We start from the raw sequence: 20,198 nt of genomic DNA, 5'->3' as shown, positions 1-20,198 counted from the left end.
AAACCAATATAGCTACCCTTTTGATAGCAACGATGGCGGACGTGAAGCCGCTCAGTCGTTCAACCCCAAAGCCGCCACCAGCACGCAGGCGGCTTCCACGGTGAACTCGTAGCGCTCCAGCCGCTTGTACAACTCGGCGCGCCCCAGCAACTGGAACTGCTGCACCTCGCCGTCCTGGTTCACCGGCACCAGCCCCTGCGGCACGGTGCAGCTGAACCAGTCAATGTGCTCCACCATGTAGGCCCGGCCGCCGCTGCCGGAGGGGCGGCGCAGGTTCACCGCTCCGCCGTGGCGCAGGCCGCTCAGCTGGTCAAGCTTGAGGCCGGCCTCTTCCCAGGTTTCGCGCTCCAACGCGCTGGACGGGCTGTCTTCAGCGGCCACCATGCCGCCCATCAGCGTGTCCCACAGGCCAGGCTCGCTGGCCTTGTCCCATGCGCGCTGCTGTACCCAGACGCGGAAATCGGGGCCGCTGTCCGGCCCGCCTTCCGGCCCCCAACCCACCAGGTGCACGGCCTGCGTCGCCAGGCCCAGCGGCCGCACGGCACCCCGCTCGATGGCGCCCAGCCGTTGGCCGGCGGTATCGGTCACGGCCAGCAGTTCATCACGCCAGGCGCCGGCCAGGCCAGCGGTATGCAGGGCGCGGGCCAGCAAGGCCAGGCTGGCCGTCAACTCACCTTGCACCTGCCAGCCGCCGGAAGCCCGCGCTTGCAGCACCGGCCGCCCGTCGGGCAGCAAGGGCAACGCCAGATCGGCGAACAAATCGGGTTCGACCGAGCCGATGACGCTGTCGCCCGCCAGCAGTGGCGTGCGCGGGCGGCGCGGCGTGGCGCCCACCGCCTGGCGCAGTGTCTCCAGCCATTGCGGGCTCAATGAGACCGGGATATCCGGTGTCAGCCCGCTCACAGCGTCAGGATGGTGCAGCCGGTGGTCTTGCGCGCTTCCAGGGCGATGTGCGCCTGCTGCGCCTGCTCCAGCGGGTAACGCTGGTCGATGCGGATCTGCACCTGGCCACTGGTGACCATGGCAAACAGGTCATCTGCCATCTGCTGCGTGCGCTCGCGGGTGGCGATGTGGGTGAACAGCGTCTGGCGCGTCACGTAGATGGACCCCTTGGGCGCCAGAATGCCGGGCGCGAACGGCGCCACCGGACCCGAGGCGTTGCCGAAGCAGGCCATCAAGCCGAACGGCTGCAGGCAATCCAGCGACTTGTCGAAGGTGTCCTTGCCCACCGAGTCGTACACCACCTTGACGCCCTTGCCACCGGTGATTTCCTTCACCCGGGCCGCAAAGTCCTCGGTGTTGTAGTTGATCACATGCGCCGCACCCAGTTCGCGTGCCAGCGCGCATTTGGCGTCCGACCCTGCCGTGCCTATCAGTTGCAGGCCAAGTGCCTTGGCCCATTGGCAGGCAATCAGCCCCACGCCGCCGGCGGCGGCATGGAACAGCACGTGGTCGCCGGCCTGCAAGCCGCCCTGCGGCAGCGTGCGTTTCAGCAGGTACTGGGCGGTCAGGCCCTTGAGCATCATGGCCGCGCCGGTCTCGAACGAGATGGCATCGGGCAGTTTGCACACCGTCTTGGCCGGCATGACACGCAGGTCGCTGTAGCTGCCGGGCGGGTTGCTGGCATAGGCGGCGCGGTCCCCCACCCGCAGATGGCTGACGCCCTCGCCCACGGCTTCCACCACACCAGAGGCTTCCATGCCCAATGTCAGCGGCATGGCAAACGGGTACAGGCCGGTGCGCTGGTAGACGTCGATGAAGTTCAGCCCCACCGCCTTGTGGCGTATGCGGATTTCACCCGGCCCCGGATCACCCACCTCCACCTGGACCAGTTTCAGCTGCTCGGGACCGCCGTGCTGGTCGATGCGCACGGCTCTGCCGGTGATCTTGCTCATGGGTCTGCTCTTTCCTGTTGTCGGTCGTTCGTGGCCAAGACCGACATGGTGCCACGGATTGTCCGGGCTTGCTGCACCCGCGACACCCGCCGCGCGGGCCGCTGCTAAAGTGCCGGGCATGTCCCAGCCCCGTCTGTCGCCCCGTACCCTGGTGTTCCTGCTGATTCCGCCGGTGCTGTGGGCCGGCAATGCGGTGGTGGGCCGCATGATGTCACCGCTGGTGCCGCCCATGCTGCTGAACCTGCTGCGCTGGGCACTGGCCTTTGTCTTTCTGCTGCCGCTGGCGGGCGCCGTGCTGCGCCCAGGCAGCCTGCTGTGGGCGCACTGGCGGCGCTTTTCGGTGCTGGGGCTGCTGAGCGTGGGGGTGTACAACGCGCTGCAATACCTGGCGCTGAAAACCTCCACCCCCATGAACGTGACGCTGGTGGCCGCCTCCATGCCGATCTGGATGCTGGGCATAGGCTGGCTGTTTTTTGACGAGCGGGTGTCACGCCGCCAGGTGCTGGGCGCGGCGCTGTCCATCAGCGGCGTGCTGCTGGTGTTGTGCCGGGGCCAATGGGCGGTGCTGATGCAGATGCAGCTGGTGCCGGGGGACTTGTACGTGCTGGCCGCGGTGATCGGCTGGGCGTTTTACAGCTGGATGCTGGCCCGCCCCAAGGAACCGGCCGAACTGCGCGGCAACTGGGCCTATTTCCTGATGGGCCAGATCGCTTTCGGCCTGGTCTGGTCGGCCTTGTTCGCCGCTGGCGAATGGGCCTGGGGCACGCAACCGGTGGTGTGGGGCTGGCCGCTGGCCATCGCCCTGGTGTTTGTGGCCGTGGGGCCAGCGTTGATCGCCTACCGCTGCTGGGGCGCCGGTGTGGCCGCCGCCGGCCCCACGCTGGCCGGCTTCTTCGCCAACCTGACGCCGCTGGTGGCGGCGCTGATGTCCTCGGCCTTCCTGGGCGAGACGCCGCAGCTGTACCACGCGCTGTCGTTCGTGCTGATCGCCGGTGGCATCGTGGTGTGCTCGCGGCGCTAGAACCTGCTGGCTAAAAAGTGCCTGGGTAGGCCCCGCCATCCGCCAGCACGTTCTGCCCGGTGATGTAGCCGGCATGCCGGCTGCACAGGAAGGCGCAGATGGCACCGAATTCATCCGCCGTGCCAAAGCGGCGCACCGGGATGCCTTTGCGCCGCGCGTCGGCGGTGGCTTCCACCGTTTGGCCGCTCTTTTGCGCGTTGGCCTGCAGGTTGCCGCGCAGGCGGTCGGTGTCGAAGGCGCCGGGCAGCAGGTTGTTGATCGTCACGCCCTTGCCGGCCAGGTCGCTGCGCGCCACGCCGGCCACAAAGCCGGTCAGCCCGCTGCGCGCGCCGTTGGACAGTCCCAGGATGGCAATGGGTGCCTTCACCGCGCTGGAGGTGATGTTGACGATGCGGCCAAAGCCGCGTTCGGCCATGCCGTCCACCGTGGCCTGGATCAGCGCGATGGGCGCCAGCATGTTGGCGTCCATGGCCTTGATCCAGACGTCGCGGTCCCAATCGCGGAAATCACCCGGCGGGGGGCCGCCGGCATTGGTCACCACGATGTCGTAGTCCAGCCTGAGGGCGAACACCGCCGCGCGCCCCGCCTCGGTGGTGATGTCCGCCGCCACCGGCAGTGCCTGCACGCCGGTGGCGGCCGCGATGGCCGCCGTGGCGGCCTGCAAGGCCTCCTGGCCGCGTGCCACCATCACCACGTTGACCCCTTCAGCCGCCAGCGCCTGGGCGCAGCCCAGGCCCAGCCCCTTGCTGGCGCCGCAGACCAGCGCCCATTTGCCTGAAATACCCAAATCCATAACAATCACCTGTTGGCATGTTGTGATGAGTTGGCCACATGGGCCATTCACCAATCATCATAGCTGGGGCGTCACAAGCGCTCCCTATAATGAATTGGACTGTAAAGACCTGTAAAGTAGGACAGGGCCTGCTGAGGCACTGCCCACGGCTGGCCACCACCTGACGGACATTCAACCATGATTTTGTCGCGCGCGCCCTGGATCGTACTGTTTGCCGCCCTGGCCCTGGTGGGGCCTGCCCATGCGCAAGGCTTCAAGTTCTCCAACGACGACGCCAACGCCGCCGCCGAGAAGGAGCGCGAGGCGCAGAAGAAGGCCGACGTGCAGTTCATGCTGGACACACCCTGCAAGGCCAAGATCAAGAACCAGAAGATCATGGTGCTGCTGGGCGAGGAGCGCAACGGCTTCATCGTCGCCAACCAGTCCACCTACGGCTCGCACGCCGAGGCCATCAACCAGCGGCTGAGGAACCTGGGCTTGAAGACCTACACGCAGGCCCAGATCCAGGCCCAGGTCAAGCAGGCCGTCATCGACGCCTATTTCAAGAACGACGCCGATGCGGCCATGGCCGCCTCCTCAAAAATGGCCGCGCAGTACATCCTGCGCGGGTTGATCACCACGCAGGCCTACCGCAACGCCATGGTCAACGTCAACCAGGTCAACATCCGCATGAACTTCACGCTGACCACGGCCAATGGCAAGACGGTGTCGCAGGCCACGGCCGAGAATGCCAGCTACGCCGGGGCCGACGTGTCGGGTATGGCACTGACGCTGATTGGCGAAAAGGCCGATGAGGTGGTGGCGCAGTTGTACAGCGACTACTGCCAGCGTTCGCGTTGAAGCGCCGCCAGGGAACTTGTTGTTGTGGAAATCTTTTCTTAAGGGGTGAACATCATGAGCATACAGAGCGTTTCTTTCAAGGGCGCGGCACTGACCGCCCTGCTGGCCGTGGCGGCTTTCTGCGGCAGCGCGCAGGCGCAACCCACCTTCGGCAATGCGTCGCCAAATGCCGGCAGCAGCACGTCCAACACCGCCAATGCGGCGGCCGACCAGGGCATCTACAAGGAGATCGAATACGCCAACAAGGGCAAGCGCGGCCCGGCGCTGATCGTCATCCCCGGCGAAATCAAGGCCAGTGACGCCACCTTCCTGCAGAAGTTCGGCCCCAACAACATCGCCGACTTTGCCGAAATCGAGTTGTCGAACGCCAACTTCCCGGTGCTGGAGCGCTCCAACCTGGGGTCGTTGATGAACGAGATCGCGGTGGCCTACAACCTGGGCGACCCGAATGCCGCGCGCAAGACCATGCAGGTGGGCAAGCTGAAGACCACCAAGTGGATCCTGAAGTTCGACATCCTGAAGGCTGAGCACGTGGCCAGCGCCAACCAGGGCGTCAACGGCGCCGCCATCGGCGGCCTGCTGGGCCGCTTCACCGGCGGCAGCACCATCGGCACGGTGGCCAGCACGGTGCAGACGTCGGAAAACACCGGTGTGTGGCTGATCGGCCTGCGCTACAAGATCATGGACGCCAACACCACCGAGCAGGTGGCCAACGGCTACAAGGAACTGAAGATGGAGCTGGGTTCCAAGCAAACCAGCGTGATGGGCATTTCCCAGGGCGCCTCGGGCGGCGTGAAGCTGGACACCATGGTGCAACGCCTGGTGCAAACCGCCGTGTGGGACATCGACTCGAAATACAAGTAAGCCCTGATCGGCTTCACGCAAAAAGCAACAACAAGGGCCGGCGGCGAGCCGGCCCACGCGGGGGTAGCACCACATGGCGGCATTCACGAAGCTGGGCAAGTACCTGATCCGGCGCGAGCTGGGCAAGGGCGCAATGGGCGTGGTCTATGAGGGCTTCGACCCCGTCATCGAACGCACGGTGGCCATCAAGACCATCCTGCCGGCGCAACTGAGCGGCGAAGAGGCCGCCAGCATCCTGGCGCGCTTCAAGCGTGAGGCGCAGGCCGCCGGGCGGCTGAACCACCCGCACATCGTGGCCATCTACGACTACGGCGAGGTGGTGGCGGAAGACGACCGCACCATGGTGGCAGCCCCCGCCGACTCACCCGTGGATGCCGGCCAGCGTGTGGCCTACATCGCGATGGAATTCATCAAGGGCCGCGAGCTGCGCGACTTTTTCGAGGCCAATGAGCGCTTCCCGCTGAAGGAAGTGGACCGCATCATGGGCGAGATGCTGGGTGCGCTGGCGCACGCGCACGCCAATGGCGTGGTGCACCGCGACATGAAGCCGGCCAATGTGATGGTGCTGGACGGCGGCGCCATCAAGGTGGCGGACTTCGGCATCGCCCGGGTGGAAAAATCCGAGCTGACACAGGCTGGCACGGTGATGGGCACGCCGTCCTACATGTCGCCCGAGCAGTTCATGGGCCAGACGGTGGACGGGCGCAGCGACATCTTCTCGTGCGGCGTCATCCTGTACCAGTTCCTGACTGGCGAAAAGCCGTTCACCGGCAACACCACCACCATCATGTACAAGGTGCTGCGCGAAGAGCCGCTGGCACCCAGCATGCTGAATGTGGCGCTGCCACCGGCCTTCGACAGCGTGGTCAAGAAGGCCATGGCCAAGAACCCCGACGAGCGCTACCAGAACGCGCAGGAATTCGCCAACGCCATCAAGGCGGCCGTGGCCGGCCAGGCGGCCAGCAACAACAACGACCCCACCGTGGTCACCCCCACGCCGGGCAGTGCCGACGCCACGCTGGTCAACACCGTGGTGAAGCCGGCGCCTGCCGCCGCATCCGCGCCCATGTTCGGCACGCCGACGCCCGGCCCGGTGGCACCGCCGCCGCTGGTGCCCCCGCCCGGCCCCATCCCCTCGCCGTCCGCTTCCGCAGCGCCATCGCCCGCCCCTTCCAAACCGCTGTCGCCCGCCGTGCTGGCTATTGGCGGCCTGGTCGCCGTGGCGGTGCTGGGGGGCGCCGGTTACGTGATGATGAACAAAGGCGGTGGCGGCAGTGCCGCCAATGCCCCCCAGACCGCCGCAACGGCGCCACCGGCCGCTGGCGCGCCCGCACCAGCCCCTGCCCCCGCACCGGTGGTTGCCGCCGCACCCGAGCAGGACAACGGCACCATCACCATCAGCGCCGTCGGCCTGGCCGACCCCAAGGACCCGAATGCGCAGGAAACAGCCCGCGCCGACGCCAAGCGCCAGTTGGTGGAAAAAGCCACCGCGCTGTATGTAGACAAGGGCTCGCTGGACAAGAACTACGCCATGCTGGAGCAGAAACTGTTCTCGCAATCGGGCAACTTCATCAAGACCACGGTGCAGGAAGAGGCCCCGGTAACTGCCAAGAACGGCCTGGTGGAGGCCGAAACGCGCGCGGTGATCAAGGTGCGCGACGTGCAAAAGTCGCTGAACCAGCTGTCCAAGGAGGAGCGCATCAGCTTCATCCGCAACAATGGCGACCCCAAGGTGGCGATCCAGATGACGGTGCGCTCGTCCGACAACGTGCTGCCGCCCAACCGCTCGGTCATCGCCGAAAACATCGTCAAGGAGCGCGTCAAGTCCTTTGGCTTCCGTGTCTGGTCCAACGAGGGCGACACCAAGACCGGCCCCAATGCCAAAACGGCCGACTTCCAGATCATCGGCGAGGCCGCGCTACTGCCGCGGCCCATCACCATCCAGGGCATGCAGTTCAGCAAGACGCTGCTGACGTCTTGGACCGTGAAGGCTATCGACAAGGCCACCGGCGAGGAGATCTACCTGAACACGGTGATTCCCAAGGACAAGAGCTGGAAGAACGACGAAGAGGCGCTGGCAGACATTGGCAAGCTGATGGGCGACGAGTTCTCGAAGAACTTCTTCCTCGAGCACTTCAACTTCAGCACGCAGAAGATCAACTTCAACGTGCAAGGCCTGCCCGACGCCGAGGCCGGCAAGCTGCTGCTGCGCGAACTGCGCAGCGTGCGCCAGGTGCTGGACGCGCAGTTGCTGGGCAACGGCAAGTACCAGCTGCAACTGGCCGATGGCAGCGCCAGCGACATCGTGCAGGACGCCGTGCTCAAGCCCCTGAACACCAAGCTGGGCCAGGCCTGCTTCACCATGAGTGGTGCCACCGCCACCGACGTCAACGCCAGCTTTTCCGCCGCCTGCGCCCAGGCAGCCGTGCGCGCCAAGCTGGAAGGTGGCGCCCCGGCCGGCCTGCTGAATGCACCGGACGCGCGCGGCAAGGCGCTGCTGAAGGCGGCCAAGGGCGCCAGCACCTGAGGCAGGGCCTGCGCCAAATCAAAAAGCCGGCATCAGCCGGCTTTTTTGTTGGGGGCCTTGCGGCCGCCGGCGGCTCAGCCGCGCACGACGAACTTGACCACGTCCTCGCTGGACTCCGCGATGCTGTGGCCGAAGACGATGCGGCCCTGGCCGCGCAGCATCACCTCTTCGCGGCGCAGCGTCACCTCGGACTCGCCGTCAAAGGTGACAAAGGTGCCGTTGGTGCTCTGGTCGATCAGAAAGAACTTGTCGCGCCGGCGCTCGATGCGGGCGTGCTGGCGCGAGGCCATGCGGTCGGCCACCACGATCTGGCAGCTGGCGTCGCGGCCCAGCACGATACCGCTGTTGGGCTGGTCCACCACCAGCTCGCCGGCGTTGTGCGTCAGCTCCAGCTTGATGGGCTTGTTGGCTGAGAGGATGGACGGCGTGGCCATGGTCAGCTCTTCGCCGGCCTGCCAGATCACCTCGCACACATCCACATCGTCGCCCTTGCCCTTGACCGACAGCGCGGCGATCTTGCGAGTGGAGGCGCGCAGCATGGGCGCCATCTTCTCCACCGTGGCCAGCGTGGTGATGATCTGCATGCCCTTGGCCAGGCCGGCCATGCGGGCGGCCAGGTTCACCGTGTCGCCGAAGACGTCGTTGTTCTCGTGGATCACCGGGCCATAGTGGAAACCCACGCGTATCGAGCGCTTGACGCCCGACATCACCGGCAGCGCCATGATCTTCAGCTGCATGTCGGTGGCGGCCAGGCAGCCGCTGTCGGCATCGGGCAGCACGCACATCACTTCGTCGCCTATGGTCTTGATGACGCGCCCGCCATACTGGGCCACGATGGCGCGCATGATGCTGATGCATTCGTCCACCATCAGCTTGGCCTGGGTGTCCCCAAAGGTGTCGTACAGCTTGGTGCTGCCGGCAATGTCGGCAAACAGCACCGCCATGGCGGGTGGCGTGGCCACGGCGCCCGCCATGCGGCGCGTGGTGGGTTCCGGCTCGTTCTCGGCAGCCATCGCGGTTTGCTGGGGATCAAGGGTAGCCATGGAATCCTATTGTCACGGGTACACGGGGTTCAAGCAAGGCAAGGCCATGCCGCCGGGGTGACAGCCGTCACAGCAGCACCACAGACGCGGCGCCGGCACCCTGAGCCACCATATCCCCGCCCTAAAATGGGGCAACTACCATCATAGCCCCCCACTGTTTCCGGATTTCTTTGCATGCGCAGACTTATTGCGTTTTATTTTAGCCTTGGGCTGCTGGCCGGCAGCACCGCCGCGCTGGCCCAGAGCGCCGCACCCGCCGAGCCCGACTACAACCTGCGCGAGCACTACACCAAGTACGAATACCGCATCCCCATGCGCGACGGCAAGCACCTGTTCACCCAGGTGTTGGTACCCAAGGACGCCACCCGCACCTATCCCTTCCTGGTCAACCGCACGCCCTACAGCGTAGCGCCCTATGGTGTGGACGAATTTCCGCGCCAGATCGGCCCCTCCACCGTGGCTTTCGCCAGGGCCGGATACATCTTCGTCAACCAGGACGTGCGTGGACGTTACCAGTCCGAAGGCACGTTCATCGAGATGACGCCGCACAAGGAGGGCAAAGGCCCCAAGGACGTGGATGAGAGCAGCGACATGTACGACACGGTCGAATGGCTGTTGACGCACGTGAGCGGCCACAACGGCAAGGTCGGCATCTGGGGCATCTCCTACCCCGGCTTCTATGCGGCGGCCAGCGTCATCGACAGCCACCCGGCTATCAAGGCTGCCTCGCCGCAGGCGCCCATGACCGACCTGTTTCTGGGTGACGACGCCTACCACAACGGCGCCTTCATGCTGGCGGCCAACTTTGGCTTCTACACCTCCTTCAAGCAGCAGAACGCGCCTGTGCCGCCGGCCAAGGTCCGTGTGCCGTTTGACTACGCCACCGCCGATGGTTACGAGTTCTTCCTGAGTGCCGGCACGCTGGCCGACATCGTCAAGCTGGTGGACAAGGAGCAGCAGGGCCTGTTTGCCGACCAGGTGAAGAACGACAGCTACAACGCCTACTGGCAGGCGCGTAACCTGGCGCCGCACCTGAAGAACATCAAGGCCGCGGTGCTGACGGTGGGCGGCTGGTTCGACGCCGAAGACCTGCAAGGCCCGCTGTCGACCTACCGCGCGATCAAGAAGAACAACCCCAACATCGGCTTCAACGCGCTGGTGATGGGCCCGTGGTCACACGGCGGCTGGTCTGGCAACGACGGTGCGCGCATGGGTTACGTCAGCTTCGCCAGCAAGACCGGCGAGGAATTCCGCAAGAACATCCTGCTGCCCTTTTTCGAGAAATACCTGAAGGACAAGGACGGCGCAAGGCTGTCCGAAGCCATGGTGTTCGAAACCGGCACCAATGTGTGGCGCCATTACCCGGTCTGGCCGCCGCAGCAGGCCAAACCGCGCACGTTGTACCTGGCCGCAGGCCATGCCCTGAAGTGGAGCGCACCAGGCGGCGGCACGGGTGGCGACGCCTATGACGAGTACACCAGCGACCCGGCCAAACCGGTGCCCTACACCCGCGCGGTGACCACCGGCGTGCCGCGCGACTACCTGGTGGACGACCAGCGCTTTGCCGCCAGCCGCCCCGACGTGCTGGTCTACCAGACCGAGGTGCTGGAGGCCGACGTCACCGTGGCCGGGCCGGTGTCACCGCGGCTGTTCGTGTCCACCAGCGGCACCGACAGCGACTTCGTCGTCAAGCTGATCGACGTGTTCCCGTCCGACATGAGCACGCCCGCAACGGGCAACGAGCAGGCCGCGCGGCCGCGCGACGTGCAACCGGCGCCGCAGGTGATGGCCGGCTACCAGATGCTGGTGCGCGGCGAGCCGTTCCGCGCCAAGTTCCGCCGTGGCTTCAGCACCCCGCAGGCCATGGTGCCCAACCAGGTAGAAGCCTTGGAGTTCAGCATGCCCGACATCCACCACACCTTCCGGCGCGGCCACCGCATCATGGTGCAGGTGCAATCGTCCTGGTTCCCGCTGGTGGACCGCAACCCGCAGACCTTCGTGCGCATCCCGCTGGCCAAGGCCAGCGACTTCGTCAAGGCCACGCAGCGCGTGTACCACACGCCGCAGCAGTCGTCCGGCATCCAGTTGCTGGTGATGCCTTGATGGCCCCCGCGTCCGGCACTTCGTGTCCGTCCTGCCCCCGAGGGGGCCGCGTTTTGCCTTGGGGCGGCCCAGCGGCAAAACCGGCCTTCTGCTCAGCCGCTGAAAAACCGCTGCGCTGACTGCGCCGCCAGGAAGCTGGTCACTGCCCAAGCTGCTACGTTCTGCGATATCGCGGCCGGGTCTATCTTGTCCAGCGTGTCGTTGTCGGTGTGGTGCCAGTCAAAGTAGTCAGTGCCATCCTGCGTCAGATCCACCACCGGCCAGTTGTAGGCGCGGGCGCCGAAGCCCACGTCCGAGCCGCCACGGCCGTCGTTGTCACCGGTTTCCACACCCAGTGGCGCCAACACCCTGGCGATCTGTTGCAGCGCCGGCACGGCGTGCAGGGGCACCTTGCTGCGCAAGCGCCAGATGCGGCCAGCGCCAAAGTCCGATTCACCCACCAACTGGTGGCGCACCGGCTTGTAGCGTTCGGCATAGGCGCGGGCGCCTTCCAGGCCGTTTTCCTCGTTGGCGAACATCACCACGCGCAGCGTGCGGCGTAGCGGCTTGCCAAAGTCCAGCACCTGCTTGGCGGCAGCCGCCACGATGGCCACGCCGGCGCCATCGTCCACCGCGCCCTGGCCCACGTGCCAGGAGTCCAGGTGACCGCCAATCATCACCACCTCGTCAGCCAGGTCGGTGCCGGGCACTTCGGCGATGACGTTGTGCGAGGTCACCGCCACACCGGTCTCGGTCTGCAGGGTCAGGCGCATCACCAGCGGGCGGCCCAGCCGCTGCATGCGGCCCACCAGCTCGGCGTCGGGCACCGACACCGCCATCGCCGGGATCTGCTTGACCTGCAGGTCGTAGCGCATGGCACCAGTGTGGGCCACGCGATCGCGGTCAGTGCCTATGGAACGTATCACCACCGCCACGGCGCCCTTCTTCGCCGCCTCCACCGCGCCGGCGGTGCGGGCCACCACGGCGACACCGTAACCGCGGCCGTCCTTATGGCGCTCCATCTTCTGGTTGATGAAGACGATGCGGCCCTTGGCGCGCTCGCTGGTGTCGCCCTTCAGCGCTTCCAGGCTGTCGTAGTAAGCCACCTCGGCCTCCAGGCCACCGGCGGGCGTGCCCACGCTGTTGCCCAGCGCCACGGCCACCAGGCGCTGCGGAAAGGGGCCGGTGATCTCGGCGCTGACGGCGCCCTGGCGCCAGGCGGTGGCCGGCATGGCCTCGGCGCGCACGTTGGCAAACCCCATGGCGCGCAGTTGCGCCAACGCCCAGTCCACCGCGCGCGCGTAATTGGCCGAGCCCACGGGGCGGGCACCGATCTCGGTCACCAACGAATCCACCAGGCGGTAGCCCTGGGTGTCTTTGGCGGCGATGTCGCGCAGCGCGGCGGCCTGGGCCAGCACGGCCTCGCTGAAAGCCGGGGCAGCCTGCGCCCACAGCGTGTGAGGCGCCAGGCCCGCTGCGGCCAGCAGGCCCAGGCTGTGGCGTCGCCGGATGTTGATCTGCATTGAGGCTGCTCCCGAAAAATACGTCTGCCCACGGCTTCCTGTGCGCATTCTGCACACATCCGCCCCACAAACCAGGCCCACCCGGCTCACGGCGCACCAGCCAGGGGCGACAATGTGGCCCGGGAGCCAACCGCCCCGAGCCTGCCTGGCCGCCCTGGCCGTGTTGCCGGCAGTTTACAAAAAACAAGCTCACCCTGATGTCCGACCGTCTTCTGTTCTGGGGCCCCACGCTGATCTGGGCCACCACCTGGCATGTGATCCTGTTCCAGCTGGGCGATCTGCCGGTGCTGTATTCGGTGGCCACCCGCTTCGGCCTGGCCAGCCTGATGCTGTTTGCCTTCGCGCTGTGGCGCGGCGAAAGCCTGGGCCTGTCGGGCCGGGCGCATGGCTGGGCAGCGGTGGCCGGCGCGGTGCAGTTCGGCCTGAACTACATGAGCACCTACGAGGCTGAGCGCCACCTGGCCTCGGGCTTGGTGGCGGTGCTGTTTTCGCTGATGGTGTTTACCAATGCGCTGGGCGGCGCACTGATGTTCGGCCAGCCCATCACCCGGCGCTTCGTGCTGGCCGCGCTGGTGGGCGTGGTAGGGGTGGCGCTGATCTTTTGGCCCGACATCGCCAGCACCCGCGCCAAGGCCGGCGCGCCGCTGGGCGTGGCGCTGGGCCTGTGCGCCATCACCTTTGCCACGGTGGGCAACATGCTGACCCTGCGCATGACGCGCCAGGGCGCCGGCCTGGTGCCGGTGCTGGCCTGGAGCATGGGCTACGGCACGCTGCTGATGCTGGTGGCTGGCGCCGCCTTGGGCCTGCCCTTTCATGTGGACCCGCGCCCCAGCTACTGGCTGGCACTGCTGTACCTGAGTGCCATGGGCTCGGTGGTGGCCTTTTTGCTGTATTTCAAACTGGCCCAGCGCCAGGGCGCCGGCCGCGCTGCGCTAACCGGCCTGGTGATCCCCGTGCTGGCTTTGCTGATTTCGGCCGCGCTGGAGGGCTGGCGGCCCACCTGGCTGTCGCTGGCCGGCATGCTGCTGTGCATGGGTGGGTTGTGGGCCGCCAACCGGCCCGCTGCGGACGCCCGCCCGGCCTCCCGGACCTGAAAACCAGCAGGCCTTGGCCGTATACTGCTGGCTGCTGTTTTTGCACCCTTTTTCTCCTTTCTTTTTTGGAGCGTTTCCATGCCTTCGTTTCGCCAAGTTTCGCTGACCGCCGCTGCCGTGCTGGCGCTTGCCGCCGCCTTGCCCGCCCAGGCGCAGTCCCGTTTCACCGTGTCGGCCGACGGCCAGGAGGTGACCGACAGCACCACCAAGCTGGTGTGGAAGCGCTGCGTCGAAGGCATGAAGTGGGACGGCAAGACCTGCGGCGGCAAGGCCACCAAGCTGAAGCTGGCCGACGCCAAGGACATGACCAAGGGCGGCAACTGGCGCCTGCCCACCAAGGACGAGCTGGCCGGCCTGCTGGACAAGAACGGCAAGAAAAAGAGCCTGGACAAGGTCAGCTTCCCCGCCACGCCGCTCAAGCTGACCTGGGCGCTGCGCCCGGAAGCCACCGACAACCTGAACCACTGGCTGGTGGACATGGGCAATGGCAAGGCCTTCGGCAACACCCGCGCCGGCGCCAACTACGTGCGCCTGGTGCGCTCGGGTTCCTGAGCCTCGGTCCTCACCGACCCCAACAAAAAGGGAGCCTGAAGGCTCCCTTTTGTTTTCCGGCTTGGCCTTTCAAGCCGCTGGGCGCGGCCCACCCCGTGTAAAGACGAAGATGCCGGCAATCACCAGCACGGTGCCGGCGGCAATCCACGCCGTGAACGGCTCGCCCAGGATCAGCACGCCCATCAGGATGGTGGACATGGGGCCCACCATGCCGGTCTGCGCCGCCATGGTGGCGCCTATGCGCTCTATGGCCATCATCACCATCAGCACCGGCACGGCGGTGCACAGCGTGGCGTTCAGCACCGACAGCCAGATCACCTGCGGCGCCACCGCCATCGCGCTCATCGGGCGCAGCAGCACAAATTGCGCAATGCACAGCACGCAGGCCACGCTGGTGGCCAGCCCCACCAGGCGCAGTGAGCCCAGGCGGCGCACCATCTCCCCGCTGTACACCAGGTACAGCGCATAGCTGACCGCGCTCAGGAACACCAGCAGCGAGCCTAGCGCGACGTTGCTGCCGGCCAGCTGGATCTCGTGGCCAAACACCAGCAGCACGCCGCTGTAGCTGATGCCCATGCCCAGCGCCTGCATGGCGGTGATGCGCCGCTTGTACAGCACCAGGCCCAGCAGCAGCACCACGGTCGGGTTCAGGTAGAGGATCAGCCGCTCCAGCGAGGCCGTGACGTAGGCGAGACCTGCAAAGTCCAGAAAGCTGGCCAGGTAATAGCCGGTCAGCCCCAGCCACAACACGCCCAACCAGTCCTTGCGCGACAGCGCCGGCTTGCCCCGGCTGGCCCACCAGGCCATCAGCGCGAACAGCGGCAGCGCAAACAGCATGCGGTACATGATCAGCGTCACCGCGTCCACGCCGTAGCGGTAGGCCAGCTTGACGATGATGGCCTTGCCGCTGAAGGCAATGGCGCCCAAAGTGGCCAGGATCAGGCCAGAGGCGAGGGGTGGGTGCGAAGGGCTGGCGGCTGAACTCATGGGCGGCAAGGTCCATTGTCACCGCAAGGCGGTAGGCCGTGCCGCCGCCCGGGATTGGCGGCGCCGGCCAGCCGGGCAGCCGGGCAACCAGACAGCCAGGTGCTATTCCAGCACCACGTTGTTGTCTTTCACCAGGCGGGCAAAACGCACCGTGTCGTCGGCGATCTGCTGCGCCATCTGCTGCGGCGTGTTGCCTATCGGTTCAGCGCCGATTTCTTCCATGCCGCGCTTGAAGCCGGGCGACTGGATGATCTTCACCATCTCGGCATTCAGCCGCGCCACCACATCCAGCGGCGTGCCCACAGGCGCCAGCACGCCAAACCAGGTGCCCAGGTCAAACCCCTTCATGCCGCTTTCGGCCAGCGTGGGCACGTCGGGCAGCGCGGACGAGCGTTTGCCGGTGGTGACGGCCAGCGCGCGCAGCTTGCCGACCTTGATCTGCTGCAGCACCGGCGTCACGGTGTCGAAAGACATGCTGACCTGGCCGCCCAGCAGGTCGGTGGTCAGCGGGGCGCTGCCCTTGTAGGGCACGTGCAGCAGTTCCACACCGGCCATGCCCGAGAACTGCGCGCCTATCAGGTGCTGGGCGGTGCCGGCGCCGTTGGAGCCGAAGGACAGCTTGCCCGGCGTGGCCTTGCCCAGCGCGATCAACTCGGCCACCGTCTTGGCCGGCGTGTTGGCGTTGATGACCAGCACATTGGGCACCAGCGCCACCGTGGTGATGGGTGTGAAGCTCTTCTGGAAGTCATAAGGCAGCTTCTTGTACACGCTGGTGGCGATGGTGTGGTGCACCGCGCCCATCAGCAGCGTGTAGCCGTCGGGCTTGGCCTTGGCCACGTAGTCAGCGCCGATGGTGGCACCAGCGCCGCCGCGGTTTTCCACCAGCACTGGCTGGCCGAGGGCGGTGGTCAGTTTTTCGGCCAAGGCGCGGGCCAGCACGTCGGTGGTGCCGCCGGGGGCGAAGGGCACCACCAGCATCACGGGGCGGCTGGGCCAGGTCTGGGCGGCGAGCGGGCCTGCAGCCAGGGCGCCGGCCAGGGCCAGCGCGGCGCCCAGCCAGTGGCGGCGGCCAGAGCGGAAGCGGCCGGGAGTGGTTGTGGTCATCGGGTTGTCTCCTGTACTTGTTGTCGTTGGGTACGTGGCCTAGGCCAGCAACTGGCACACCGCGCGCGTCACCTGCTCGGTGGTGGCCTTGCCACCCAGGTCACCGGTGTGCAGGGCGGGGTTGGCCGTGACCTGTTCTATGGCCGCCATCAGCCGCTGCGCGGCGGCCGGCTCACCCAGGTGCTCCAGCAGCATCACGCAGCTCCAGAAGGTGCCCACCGGGTTGGCCAGGCCCTTGCCCATGATGTCGAAGGCCGAGCCGTGAATGGGCTCAAACATGCTGGGGTAGCGCCGCTCAGGGTCGATATTGCCGGTGGGCGCAATGCCCAGGCTGCCAGCCAGCGCAGCAGCCAGGTCACTCAAGATGTCGGCGTGCAGGTTGGTGGCCACCAGCGTGTCCAGCGTGGCCGGGCGATTGACCATGCGGGCGGTGGCGGCGTCCACCAGCTCCTTGTCCCAGGTGACGTCTGGAAACTCCTTGCTGATTTCAACGGCGATCTCGTCCCACATCACCATCGCGTGGCGCTGCGCATTGCTCTTGGTCACCACCGTCAGCAGCTTGCGCGGGCGCGACTGCGCCAGGCGGAAGGCATAGCGCATGATGCGCTCCACGCCGGCGCGGGTCATCATGGAGACGTCGGTGGCCACCTCGATCGGGTGGCCCTGGTGGGCACGGCCGCCGACACCGGCGTATTCGCCCTCGGAGTTTTCGCGCACGATGACCCAGTCCAGGTCTTTCGGGCCGCAGCGCTTCAGCGGCGCGTCGATGCCGGGCAGGATGCGGGTCGGCCGCACATTGGCGTATTGATCGAACCCCTGGCAGATCTTCAGCCGCAGGCCCCACAGCGTGATGTGGTCGGGGATGTGCGGGTCGCCGGCCGAACCGAACAGGATGGCGTCCTTGCCGCGCAGCGCGTCCAGGCCATCTGCCGGCATCATCTCGCCATGGGCACGGTACCAGTCGCCACCCCAGTCGAAGTTCTCGAATTCAAACCTGAACGCGGCGCCGGCACTGGCCAGCGCCTGCAGCACCTGCTGGCCGGCAGGCACCACTTCCTTGCCGATGCCGTCGCCGGGGATGGTGGCTATCTTGTACGTCTTCATGTCATGCTCCAATTCACACAGGTTGCAACTGTAGGCCCGAAAACTGGACCGGGTGGCGTCCAAAGTGAACCCATTGTTGAACTGGATTCAACAATGATCCTGCCAACGGCTGACGGTCAGAAACGCTACCATGGCGTCCTGTCATCCCAACACCTTGGACAAGGAGCAGCTGAGCATGAGCAACGCAACGGCAGACACCGCCCCCCGCATACGCGTGGGCATAGGCGGCTGGACCTTCGAGCCCTGGCGCGACAACTTCTACCCCAAGGGCTGGCCGCATGCGCGCGAATTGCAATACGCCAGCCGGCACCTCAGCGCCATCGAGGTCAACGGCACCTACTACAGCACCTTCACGCCCAAGACCTTCGCCAAGTGGCGCGACGAGACGCCGGACGATTTCATGTTTTCACTGAAGGCCAACAAATTCACCACCAACCGGCGCGTGCTGGCCGAGGCGGGCGAATCGGTGGCCAAGTTCGTGGACAGTGGCCTGGCCGAGCTGGCGCACAAGCTGGGGCCGGTGCTGTGGCAATTTGCACCGACGAAGAAGTTCGACCCGGTGGATTTCGAGGCCTTCCTGAAGCTGCTGCCCTCCAGCGTGGGCGGTTTCAAGCTGCGCCATGTGATGGATGTGCGCAACGACAGCTTCCGCTGCGCCGACTACCTGGCGCTGGCGCGCAAGTACAACGCCGGCACCGTGTTCACTGACTCGGACGACTACCCGCCCATCGCCGACGTGACGGCCGACTTCGTCTACACCCGCATGATGCGCACCGACAGCGCGCTGCCCGAGGGCTGCACACCGGAGGAACTGGACCAGTTGGCACAGTGCGGCAAACTGTGGAACGAAGGCGGCCAGCCCAGCGGCCTGCCGCTGGTGGAGACTGACACGACGGCCAAGGCGGCGCCGCGCGATGTGTTCATGTACTTCATCAGCGGCGCCAAGGAGAAGGCACCGCATGCGGCGATGGGATTGCTCAAGCGCCTGGGCTGGAAACCTCAGCTGGACTGAGTTGGGCGCGGACCAGTCGCTGACCGGCGTAGGTCAGTAACCTACCGCCGCCCCATCACGCCGTGCATCGCTGGCGGCCACATAGCCGCGCTGGTCAGCATCGCCGCCCGCCCAGTCGCCCAGCCGCCAGATGAACTGGCCGGCGCCGAAGTCCTGGTACGAGTCATTGATCACCGCCATGTGGTGGCCCAGGTCGCGCAGGCCCTGTACGGTGTTGCCGGCCATGCCGGCCTCGACGTTGATCTCCAACGCGCTGTTGAAGCGCCAGCGCGGCGCGTCACAGGCGGTCTGCGGCGCCTGGCCGTAGTCCAGCATGCGCACCAGCGTCTGCAGATGGCCCTGCGGCTGCATGTTGCCGCCCATGACGCCAAAGCTCATCACGGGCGCGCCATCCTTGGTCAGGAAGGCCGGGATGATGGTGTGGAAGGGCCGCTTGCCCGGCGCCACCACATTGGGACTGCCCGGCTGCAGGCTGAAGCCGTGGCCGCGGTTTTGCAGGCTGATGCCAAACGTGGGCTCCACGCAGCCCGAGCCGAAGCCCATGTAGTTGCTCTGGATGAAGCTGACCATCATGCCCGAGGCATCGGCCGCCGTCAGGTAGATGGTGCCGCCGCGCCGGTGCGGGTCGTTGGGCGTGCCGGCTTCGAAGGTTTGCGCGCGCCTGGGGTCGATCAGCTTCGCGCGCTCGGCCAAATAGGCGTCGCTGAGCATCTGGTCGGTGCTCACCTCCATGGTGCTGCGCTCGGACACGTAGCGGTAGGTGTCGGCAAAGGCCAGCTTCATGGCCTCGATCTGCAGGTGCTGGGACTGCACGCTGTCCACCGGCAGGCTGCCAATGTCGAAGCGGTCCAGCATGCCCAGGGCCATCAACGCGGCAATGCCCTGGCCGTTGGGCGGGATTTCATGCAGCGTATGGCCCCGGTAGTTCTTCTGGATGGTCTGTACCCACTCCGGCCGGTGCGCCGCCATGTCGGCTGCCGTCAGCGCGCCACCGTGCTCGCGCGAGAAGCGCTCCAGCGCTTGCGCGATCTCGCCCTGGTAGAAAGCCGCGCCTTTGGTCTGAGCAATGGCGCGCAACGCGCGCGCCGCCGCCTTGAACTGGAACAGTTCACCCACCTCAGGCGCACGCCCGCGCGGCAGGAAAGCCTGGGCAAAGCCGGGCTGTACCTTCAACTCCTCCACCGGTGCGGCCCATTTCAACTGGATGATGGGCGGCACGAAGTAGCCGCGCTCGGCGATCTCCATCGCCGGTGCCAGCAGGTCGGCAAACGGCAGCTTGCCAAAACGTTCGCTCATGGTCACCCAGCCACTGACAGCACCCGGCACGGTCACCGAATCCAGCCCACGCTTGGGTGGCGTGGCCGCGGCGCCGTGTTTGCTGCGAAAGTAATCCGGCGTCCAAGCGGCCGGCGCGCGGCCGGAAGCGTTCAGGCCGTGCAGTTCCTTGCCGTCCCACAGGATACAGAACGCATCGCTGCCCAGGCCGTTGCTGACCGGCTCCAGCACCGTCATCGCGGCGGCGGCGGCTATTGCCGCGTCCACCGCATTGCCACCTTGTTTGAGCATCTGCAGGCCGGCCTGGGCCGCCAGCGGGTGCGAGGTGGAGACGATGTTGCGCGCGAACACCGGCGTGCGGGTGGTCGCATAGGGGTTGCGGTAGTCGAAGGCGGCCATGTGGGAAGCTTTCAGCGGGCTGTGTTGGGTGTAGCCGGGTGTTCCCAGGCATTATCCATGCTTGAGCAGGCGCAAAAACGGCA

General features: G+C 66.4%; 17 protein-coding genes. 8 read left to right on the top strand and 9 right to left on the bottom strand.

The annotated features are described in order from the left end of the window. Positions 1-51: 51 nt before the first annotated feature. Together AC1DX2_RS16945 and AC1DX2_RS16940 are read right to left on the bottom strand one after the other, a co-directional pair. Positions 52-903 carry an NUDIX hydrolase gene (locus AC1DX2_RS16945; protein WP_477197524.1) on the bottom strand — a complete coding sequence of 284 codons (852 nt, stop codon included), beginning with the start codon at positions 901-903 and terminating at the stop codon, positions 52-54. Beyond that, positions 900-1,895 carry a quinone oxidoreductase family protein gene (locus AC1DX2_RS16940; RefSeq protein WP_477197523.1) on the bottom strand — a complete coding sequence of 332 codons (996 nt, stop codon included), beginning with the start codon at positions 1,893-1,895 and terminating at the stop codon, positions 900-902. The genes AC1DX2_RS16945 and AC1DX2_RS16940 overlap by 4 nt, the downstream gene beginning before the upstream one ends. 118 nt (positions 1,896-2,013) lie before the next feature. Here AC1DX2_RS16940 and AC1DX2_RS16935 point away from each other — a divergent pair, with 118 nt between their 5' ends. Beyond that, a complete protein-coding gene (locus AC1DX2_RS16935) occupies positions 2,014-2,916 on the top strand; it encodes a DMT family transporter (RefSeq protein WP_477197522.1) in 903 nt (300 codons plus the stop codon). Positions 2,917-2,926: 10 nt separating this feature from the next. On the opposite strand, the gene AC1DX2_RS16930 is transcribed toward AC1DX2_RS16935, so the two are convergent. Next, the gene (locus AC1DX2_RS16930; RefSeq protein WP_477197521.1) at positions 2,927-3,709 is read right to left on the bottom strand and encodes an SDR family oxidoreductase; all 783 of its coding nucleotides are present in this window, start codon (positions 3,707-3,709) and stop codon (positions 2,927-2,929) included. A 177-nt stretch (positions 3,710-3,886) separates the two neighbouring features. Between AC1DX2_RS16930 and AC1DX2_RS16925 the strand changes: the two genes are divergently transcribed. The 3 genes from AC1DX2_RS16925 (at position 3,887) to AC1DX2_RS16915 (ending at position 7,940) form a co-directional block, all read left to right on the top strand. Then, positions 3,887-4,549 (top strand): hypothetical protein, encoded by a 663-nt coding sequence (locus AC1DX2_RS16925; RefSeq protein WP_477197520.1) that lies wholly within the window; start codon positions 3,887-3,889, stop codon positions 4,547-4,549. 54 nt (positions 4,550-4,603) lie between these two features. Further along, entirely contained in the window at positions 4,604-5,413 is an 810-nt protein-coding gene (locus tag AC1DX2_RS16920; RefSeq protein ID WP_477197519.1) for a hypothetical protein, read from the top strand. 73 nt (positions 5,414-5,486) lie between these two features. Continuing rightward, on the top strand, positions 5,487-7,940 hold the full coding sequence (locus tag AC1DX2_RS16915; RefSeq protein WP_477197518.1) for a serine/threonine protein kinase: 2,454 nt from the start codon (positions 5,487-5,489) through the stop codon (positions 7,938-7,940). A gap of 74 nt (positions 7,941-8,014) precedes the next feature. On the opposite strand, the gene AC1DX2_RS16910 is transcribed toward AC1DX2_RS16915, so the two are convergent. Then, positions 8,015-8,983 (bottom strand): adenylate/guanylate cyclase domain-containing protein, encoded by a 969-nt coding sequence (locus tag AC1DX2_RS16910; RefSeq protein ID WP_477197517.1) that lies wholly within the window; start codon positions 8,981-8,983, stop codon positions 8,015-8,017. A gap of 174 nt (positions 8,984-9,157) precedes the next feature. On the opposite strand from AC1DX2_RS16910, the gene AC1DX2_RS16905 reads away from it, so the two are divergent. Continuing rightward, complete coding sequence (locus tag AC1DX2_RS16905; protein WP_477197516.1) at positions 9,158-11,086, top strand: CocE/NonD family hydrolase; 1,929 nt, start codon at positions 9,158-9,160, stop codon at positions 11,084-11,086. Positions 11,087-11,178: 92 nt separating this feature from the next. Here the strand turns inward: AC1DX2_RS16905 and AC1DX2_RS16900 are convergent, their stop codons facing one another. Next, on the bottom strand, positions 11,179-12,588 hold the full coding sequence (locus AC1DX2_RS16900) for a M20/M25/M40 family metallo-hydrolase (protein ID WP_477197515.1): 1,410 nt from the start codon (positions 12,586-12,588) through the stop codon (positions 11,179-11,181). Positions 12,589-12,785: 197 nt separating this feature from the next. On the opposite strand from AC1DX2_RS16900, the gene AC1DX2_RS16895 reads away from it, so the two are divergent. Together AC1DX2_RS16895 and AC1DX2_RS16890 are read left to right on the top strand one after the other, a co-directional pair. Then, a complete protein-coding gene (locus tag AC1DX2_RS16895) occupies positions 12,786-13,682 on the top strand; it encodes a DMT family transporter (RefSeq protein ID WP_477197514.1) in 897 nt (298 codons plus the stop codon). A gap of 78 nt (positions 13,683-13,760) precedes the next feature. Continuing rightward, the gene (locus AC1DX2_RS16890) at positions 13,761-14,234 is read left to right on the top strand and encodes an Lcl C-terminal domain-containing protein (RefSeq protein WP_477197513.1); all 474 of its coding nucleotides are present in this window, start codon (positions 13,761-13,763) and stop codon (positions 14,232-14,234) included. A 69-nt stretch (positions 14,235-14,303) separates the two neighbouring features. Here AC1DX2_RS16890 and AC1DX2_RS16885 read toward each other — a convergent pair whose 3' ends face one another. The 3 genes from AC1DX2_RS16885 to AC1DX2_RS16875 all read right to left on the bottom strand — a co-directional run bounded on the left by AC1DX2_RS16885 (position 14,304) and on the right by AC1DX2_RS16875 (position 17,429). Beyond that, the gene (locus AC1DX2_RS16885; RefSeq protein WP_477197512.1) at positions 14,304-15,221 is read right to left on the bottom strand and encodes a DMT family transporter; all 918 of its coding nucleotides are present in this window, start codon (positions 15,219-15,221) and stop codon (positions 14,304-14,306) included. Between the two features lie 102 nt (positions 15,222-15,323). After that, on the bottom strand, positions 15,324-16,325 hold the full coding sequence (locus AC1DX2_RS16880; protein ID WP_477197511.1) for a tripartite tricarboxylate transporter substrate binding protein: 1,002 nt from the start codon (positions 16,323-16,325) through the stop codon (positions 15,324-15,326). 39 nt (positions 16,326-16,364) lie between these two features. Beyond that, positions 16,365-17,429, bottom strand: coding sequence for a tartrate dehydrogenase (locus tag AC1DX2_RS16875; RefSeq protein WP_477197510.1), 1,065 nt, complete (start codon positions 17,427-17,429; stop codon positions 16,365-16,367). Between the two features lie 175 nt (positions 17,430-17,604). On the opposite strand from AC1DX2_RS16875, the gene AC1DX2_RS16870 reads away from it, so the two are divergent. Beyond that, entirely contained in the window at positions 17,605-18,441 is an 837-nt protein-coding gene (locus tag AC1DX2_RS16870; RefSeq protein ID WP_477197509.1) for a DUF72 domain-containing protein, read from the top strand. A 33-nt stretch (positions 18,442-18,474) separates the two neighbouring features. Here AC1DX2_RS16870 and AC1DX2_RS16865 read toward each other — a convergent pair whose 3' ends face one another. After that, on the bottom strand, positions 18,475-20,115 hold the full coding sequence (locus tag AC1DX2_RS16865) for a gamma-glutamyltransferase family protein (protein WP_477197508.1): 1,641 nt from the start codon (positions 20,113-20,115) through the stop codon (positions 18,475-18,477). Positions 20,116-20,198 lie beyond the last annotated feature (83 nt).

This window comes from Hylemonella sp. P2_B10 (genome assembly GCF_056404875.1).
The sequence above is the reverse complement of the archived record's forward strand: the minus strand, read 5'-3'. Positions and strand labels throughout refer to the sequence as shown.

What these genes read in the sequence shown, in the direction of transcription:
- AC1DX2_RS16940 (WP_477197523.1), bottom strand. Translation starts at nt 1,895, where the DNA reads ATGAGCAAGATCACCGGCAGAGCCGTGCGCATCGACCAGCACGGCGGT.
- AC1DX2_RS16935 (WP_477197522.1), top strand. Translation starts at nt 2,014, where the DNA reads ATGTCCCAGCCCCGTCTGTCGCCCCGTACCCTGGTGTTCCTGCTGATT.
- AC1DX2_RS16930 (WP_477197521.1), bottom strand. Translation starts at nt 3,709, where the DNA reads ATGGATTTGGGTATTTCAGGCAAATGGGCGCTGGTCTGCGGCGCCAGC.
- AC1DX2_RS16925 (WP_477197520.1), top strand. Translation starts at nt 3,887, where the DNA reads ATGATTTTGTCGCGCGCGCCCTGGATCGTACTGTTTGCCGCCCTGGCC.
- AC1DX2_RS16920 (WP_477197519.1), top strand. Translation starts at nt 4,604, where the DNA reads ATGAGCATACAGAGCGTTTCTTTCAAGGGCGCGGCACTGACCGCCCTG.
- AC1DX2_RS16915 (WP_477197518.1), top strand. Translation starts at nt 5,487, where the DNA reads ATGGCGGCATTCACGAAGCTGGGCAAGTACCTGATCCGGCGCGAGCTG.
- AC1DX2_RS16910 (WP_477197517.1), bottom strand. Translation starts at nt 8,983, where the DNA reads ATGGCTACCCTTGATCCCCAGCAAACCGCGATGGCTGCCGAGAACGAG.
- AC1DX2_RS16905 (WP_477197516.1), top strand. Translation starts at nt 9,158, where the DNA reads ATGCGCAGACTTATTGCGTTTTATTTTAGCCTTGGGCTGCTGGCCGGC.
- AC1DX2_RS16900 (WP_477197515.1), bottom strand. Translation starts at nt 12,588, where the DNA reads ATGCAGATCAACATCCGGCGACGCCACAGCCTGGGCCTGCTGGCCGCA.
- AC1DX2_RS16895 (WP_477197514.1), top strand. Translation starts at nt 12,786, where the DNA reads ATGTCCGACCGTCTTCTGTTCTGGGGCCCCACGCTGATCTGGGCCACC.
- AC1DX2_RS16890 (WP_477197513.1), top strand. Translation starts at nt 13,761, where the DNA reads ATGCCTTCGTTTCGCCAAGTTTCGCTGACCGCCGCTGCCGTGCTGGCG.
- AC1DX2_RS16885 (WP_477197512.1), bottom strand. Translation starts at nt 15,221, where the DNA reads ATGAGTTCAGCCGCCAGCCCTTCGCACCCACCCCTCGCCTCTGGCCTG.
- AC1DX2_RS16880 (WP_477197511.1), bottom strand. Translation starts at nt 16,325, where the DNA reads ATGACCACAACCACTCCCGGCCGCTTCCGCTCTGGCCGCCGCCACTGG.
- AC1DX2_RS16875 (WP_477197510.1), bottom strand. Translation starts at nt 17,429, where the DNA reads ATGAAGACGTACAAGATAGCCACCATCCCCGGCGACGGCATCGGCAAG.
- AC1DX2_RS16870 (WP_477197509.1), top strand. Translation starts at nt 17,605, where the DNA reads ATGAGCAACGCAACGGCAGACACCGCCCCCCGCATACGCGTGGGCATA.
- AC1DX2_RS16865 (WP_477197508.1), bottom strand. Translation starts at nt 20,115, where the DNA reads ATGGCCGCCTTCGACTACCGCAACCCCTATGCGACCACCCGCACGCCG.